Source organism: Oleiphilus sp. HI0123 (assembly GCF_001635315.1).
The window spans coordinates 1-3,690 of the sequence record NZ_LWGE01001340.1; the positions used below are offsets into that span (position 1 = coordinate 1).

At 46.3% G+C, this 3,690-nt stretch carries 6 protein-coding genes; 3 read left to right on the forward strand and 3 right to left on the reverse strand.

Translation table 11 applies throughout. The features are described 5' to 3' along the window. Positions 1-102: 102 nt before the first annotated feature. From A3761_RS16680 to A3761_RS16690, 3 genes are all read right to left on the reverse strand, one after another. Positions 103-843: an ABC transporter ATP-binding protein gene (locus A3761_RS16680; RefSeq protein ID WP_068506881.1), complete on the reverse strand. Its 741-nt coding sequence runs from the start codon at positions 841-843 to the stop codon at positions 103-105. A 1-nt stretch (position 844) separates the two neighbouring features. Next, positions 845-1,441: a DUF2796 domain-containing protein gene (locus A3761_RS16685; protein ID WP_068513296.1), complete on the reverse strand. Its 597-nt coding sequence runs from the start codon at positions 1,439-1,441 to the stop codon at positions 845-847. Between the two features lie 65 nt (positions 1,442-1,506). Continuing rightward, positions 1,507-1,908, reverse strand: a complete 402-nt coding sequence (locus tag A3761_RS16690; RefSeq protein WP_068513298.1) for a hypothetical protein — start codon at positions 1,906-1,908, stop codon at positions 1,507-1,509. Positions 1,909-2,090: 182 nt separating this feature from the next. Here A3761_RS16690 and A3761_RS16695 point away from each other — a divergent pair, with 182 nt between their 5' ends. The 3 genes from A3761_RS16695 to A3761_RS16705 are packed head-to-tail and all read left to right on the forward strand — an operon-like array spanning position 2,091 to position 3,593. Beyond that, positions 2,091-2,816 carry a MotA/TolQ/ExbB proton channel family protein gene (locus A3761_RS16695; RefSeq protein WP_068513301.1) on the forward strand — a complete coding sequence of 242 codons (726 nt, stop codon included), beginning with the start codon at positions 2,091-2,093 and terminating at the stop codon, positions 2,814-2,816. Beyond that, a complete protein-coding gene (locus A3761_RS16700) occupies positions 2,806-3,201 on the forward strand; it encodes a biopolymer transporter ExbD (protein WP_068513304.1) in 396 nt (131 codons plus the stop codon). Before A3761_RS16695 ends, A3761_RS16700 begins: the two co-directional genes overlap by 11 nt. After that, a complete protein-coding gene (locus A3761_RS16705; RefSeq protein WP_068513307.1) occupies positions 3,198-3,593 on the forward strand; it encodes a biopolymer transporter ExbD in 396 nt (131 codons plus the stop codon). The genes A3761_RS16700 and A3761_RS16705 overlap by 4 nt, the downstream gene beginning before the upstream one ends. Positions 3,594-3,690: the final 97 nt, after the last annotated feature.

Sequence of the window (3,690 nt, forward strand, 5' to 3'; positions counted from 1 at the left end):
GTAATAGAAAAACGCTGATACAAATACTAAACAAGGTTAAGCCACTGGTAAATTTCCGGTTGAGGATACTTTTCAGCGTTAGCTTCATCAGCAGTGCCCAATTCATAACACGGCCTCCTGCCCTTTATTTGAAGACTGTTCGCAAGCGCGGTTGAGTTCGCCTAACTGAATACTGCGATCAAAAGCGGCTTCCAGGCCAGCATCGTGGCTAACAAACAATATGGTCGCACCACTTTGCTTACACTCTTCTAGTAGTAACTGAATAAAGTGTTCACGTGTATCGGCATCCAATGCAGAGGTCGGCTCATCGGCAATAATGAGTTCCGGCGAGCCAATCAAGGCCCGGGCGGCGGCGACACGCTGCTGTTGGCCAACGCTCAAATCAGATACTTTTCGTGTCAGCATGGAGCGATCATTTAGCTGAAGCTGCGATAACAAGCGATAAGCTTCCTCTTCCAGGCTGCCCGACTTTGCTAATACTCGTTGAGTACGCAACTTAGAAAATTTACATGCCAGTGTGATATTTTCAATTACCGACAAATAAGGAATCAGGTTAAAAAGCTGAAAGATAAAGCCTATATGATCAGCTCTGAAGTGGTCTCGCCGGCTCTGACGCAGCTTGCTAATATCCGTCCCCAAAACCTCGATACAACCCGCATCAGGTAGGTTGATCCCACCTATAAGGCTTAACAAGGTCGTCTTCCCTGTACCACTCTCCCCTTTAATAAAGACACCTTCGCCACTAAGCACTTCAAACTTGGGGATATCGAGAACATCCCGCTGGCCCGAAGGCCAGCGGAAGCGTAAGTTGTCTACTTTCAACAGTACTTGTTTAGCATCCATATTAGAACGTAATACTCGTTTTACGGTGATCAAGCTCCTGTAAGCTCTGACCTGCGCTTGAAATAACCTGTGCTTCAACCTCCTGAAGAGAATTGAAGAGTTCAAACAAGCTAACCTTTACATCTTTCAGTGCCGCGATATTTTTACACTCGAAATGATACTCAGCTTCAAACTCACTATGTGATGCTTCGTGGTGATCATCATGTTCATCGTGATGCTCGTCATCGTGGTCCTCATGATGCTCGTCATCATGCCCCTTATGCGCTCCTGACAATAGCGCAGAAGAAACCGTTACATGCTCCAATTCGCAACCAGCACTCGAGCTCAATTGAAATAAGCGCTTAGCATCTTTAAGAATGCCCTCAGCTGCTTCGACTTTTGCCTTCTGTTCAGCGGTATTAGGCTGGTGTTCAAAACCAACAATATTCATCGCAGGTGACTTAAACACCATCTGCAACTCGTCCTTTTCCTGAACCACCGTCAATGTTGCATGACCATGTTCATGGGCTTCATGCTCTTCTTCAAAGGCAATCGCTACACGACTAGAAAGGGAAATAACTAAACAAACAAATAAACACTGAACCAGGTAGTTCTTCATACATAACTCCACATTAAAACGCTGTGCTGACGCACAATAAAATAATAAGACTTTAGAAATAAAAACTAAGCCTTAAAAGGTGGCGCTCTAGCGAGAAAGCTAAGGTGTGTATGGTTTGATTCATCCTGCTGACCGGGCCGTTTATAGCTAAGGCCTACAGAGACTAAACCGGAAAAGACATCACTCGGTACACAGCCAGTAAGGGAAGAAACAATCAGACAAGCTTCACACAAAGACTCAAATGCATGCTCAGTAGCAAGCTCCTCATGGTCTTGAGAACCACTGGAATGCTGATGATGAACATGATCGTCATGACTTAGCAGGTAAGGTGCAAAGCTGCTCTCCACGTGCTTCGCGGGATTATCCAAACGAAGATGTTCACTTGCATGAAACATGGCAAAGCTCGATGCAAAGAGCATCGTAAGGGCCAGGAAGTAGTGAAATAAAGCACGCAAGGGTTTAGTCATGCCAGCATTCTAAACAAACACTACAACAATTCAACTTTTGATATTTGGGCATGGAGCCCCCTGCCGACCAACGAGGGGCTCCTCAGCAGATAATTCTCCCGTCATAACACCTCTATTGCAATGCTTCATGATAATCATTATCATTTGCATTATTAATAATGATTTATTTGGAATCCCCCCACATGCAAGCCGAAATTACTCCCAACCAAGCAAGTAACTTGAACGCTAATATGCTTGACCCTCTGATTGAACTATTGAATATCGGTGGCCCAGTCGTCTGGATTCTTCTTGCCCTTTCGGTAATATCCCTGTCTATCGTTTTGTTGAAATGTTGGCAGTACTTTTCGGCGAAGGTCGAACAAAGTGCAGAGTTGGAAGCCAGCTTGTCCGCATGGGAACAAGGCCGTTATGACGAGGCACTCAATACCTTAGACAATAAGCAAGCCATTCCAAAGCTAGTTCGTCATGCCATGGATGGTCACCTAGCCAACGAAGATCAAAACATTCTTGAGCGAGAGCTGACACGCCAAGCCAATCAAATCATCATGGACTTGCGCGGATTGCTGAAGCCATTGGAAGTCATTGCCACCTTAAGCCCATTACTAGGTTTGATGGGAACCGTGCTTGGTATGATTGAGGCCTTTCAGCAAATGCAGTCAGCCGGATCCAATGTCGACCCCGCTGTACTCTCAGGCGGTATCTGGCAAGCCTTGCTCACCACAGCCGCTGGCTTAGCCGTCGCTATCCCCGTTGCGGCAGCTTATGCCTGGTTTGACCGTCGAGCCGAGCGTGTTGCCCATCACATCAATGACTCGGTAAGTCGTGTCTTCACTAAGTTCTCTGCGAACAACACCCCTACCAACGACAGCCCTACCAAGATGGTGAACGAGACTCTTCATGTTGCTTAAGGTTCAAACAAAACCTAAGAACCTCGTCAGCCTAACGCCACTCATTGATGTGGTGTTTATCCTGCTGCTGTTCTTTATGCTCACCTCTAGCTTCAGTCAATTTCGGCAAATTGAACTTGGGCAGTTATCTCAGGGCGCGCACTCAAGTGCAGAACAAAACCGCCTGTTGATTCTCGATAGGAATTTGCTCGAATTAAATGGCACCCAATACTCACTTAGCGATGCAGCTCTCAGCGAGGGCTTAAAGGATATTGCGATGCAGCAGAGCTCTCTTATTGTTGCGGCACTCAGCCAAGTTGATATCCAAAGTTTGGTGTCTGTTCTTGATTTTTGCCGTGCTCAGGGCGTGAGCAATCTCAACCTTGCCGAGTCGGTATCGCGATGAAGCTTATTCATATCGAAGCGTCCAAAAACAATAGCCTTAACCTGGACGGCAATATGGTCCCTGCGATCAATATCGTCTTCTTGTTATTGATCTTCTTTATGGTGGCCGGTCAGATTAAATCGCCAAGCAAGAGCCTGGAATTGCCCAATTCACAAAATGATCAGAAAGTGGACGCGAAGACGCTGGTACTGGAAATTCATGCAAATGGAGAATACTTACTGGAAGGTGAGCAAGTTAATGACGAACTTAGCAAAGTGTTTTCTGATCAGACGATCACAGAACTGAGTATACGCATTCACCGCCAGCTTCCCGCTTCTGCATTAGACCCGGTGCTAAAGCTGGCACGAACTTACGGCATGGAAAGCCTGAGCATTCAGACGATTCAGCCATGAAGATAAAAAGTGCTCACATAACAACAGCAAGTCTCTTTGCGATCGCGCTCCACTTTTCCCTGGCACTAGCTTATAGCATCTATAGCTCGCCCTCTGC

What these genes read in the sequence shown, in the direction of transcription:
- A3761_RS16680 (WP_068506881.1), bottom strand. Translation starts at nt 843, where the DNA reads ATGGATGCTAAACAAGTACTGTTGAAAGTAGACAACTTACGCTTCCGC.
- A3761_RS16685 (WP_068513296.1), bottom strand. Translation starts at nt 1,441, where the DNA reads ATGAAGAACTACCTGGTTCAGTGTTTATTTGTTTGTTTAGTTATTTCC.
- A3761_RS16690 (WP_068513298.1), bottom strand. Translation starts at nt 1,908, where the DNA reads ATGACTAAACCCTTGCGTGCTTTATTTCACTACTTCCTGGCCCTTACG.
- A3761_RS16695 (WP_068513301.1), top strand. Translation starts at nt 2,091, where the DNA reads ATGCAAGCCGAAATTACTCCCAACCAAGCAAGTAACTTGAACGCTAAT.
- A3761_RS16700 (WP_068513304.1), top strand. Translation starts at nt 2,806, where the DNA reads ATGTTGCTTAAGGTTCAAACAAAACCTAAGAACCTCGTCAGCCTAACG.
- A3761_RS16705 (WP_068513307.1), top strand. Translation starts at nt 3,198, where the DNA reads ATGAAGCTTATTCATATCGAAGCGTCCAAAAACAATAGCCTTAACCTG.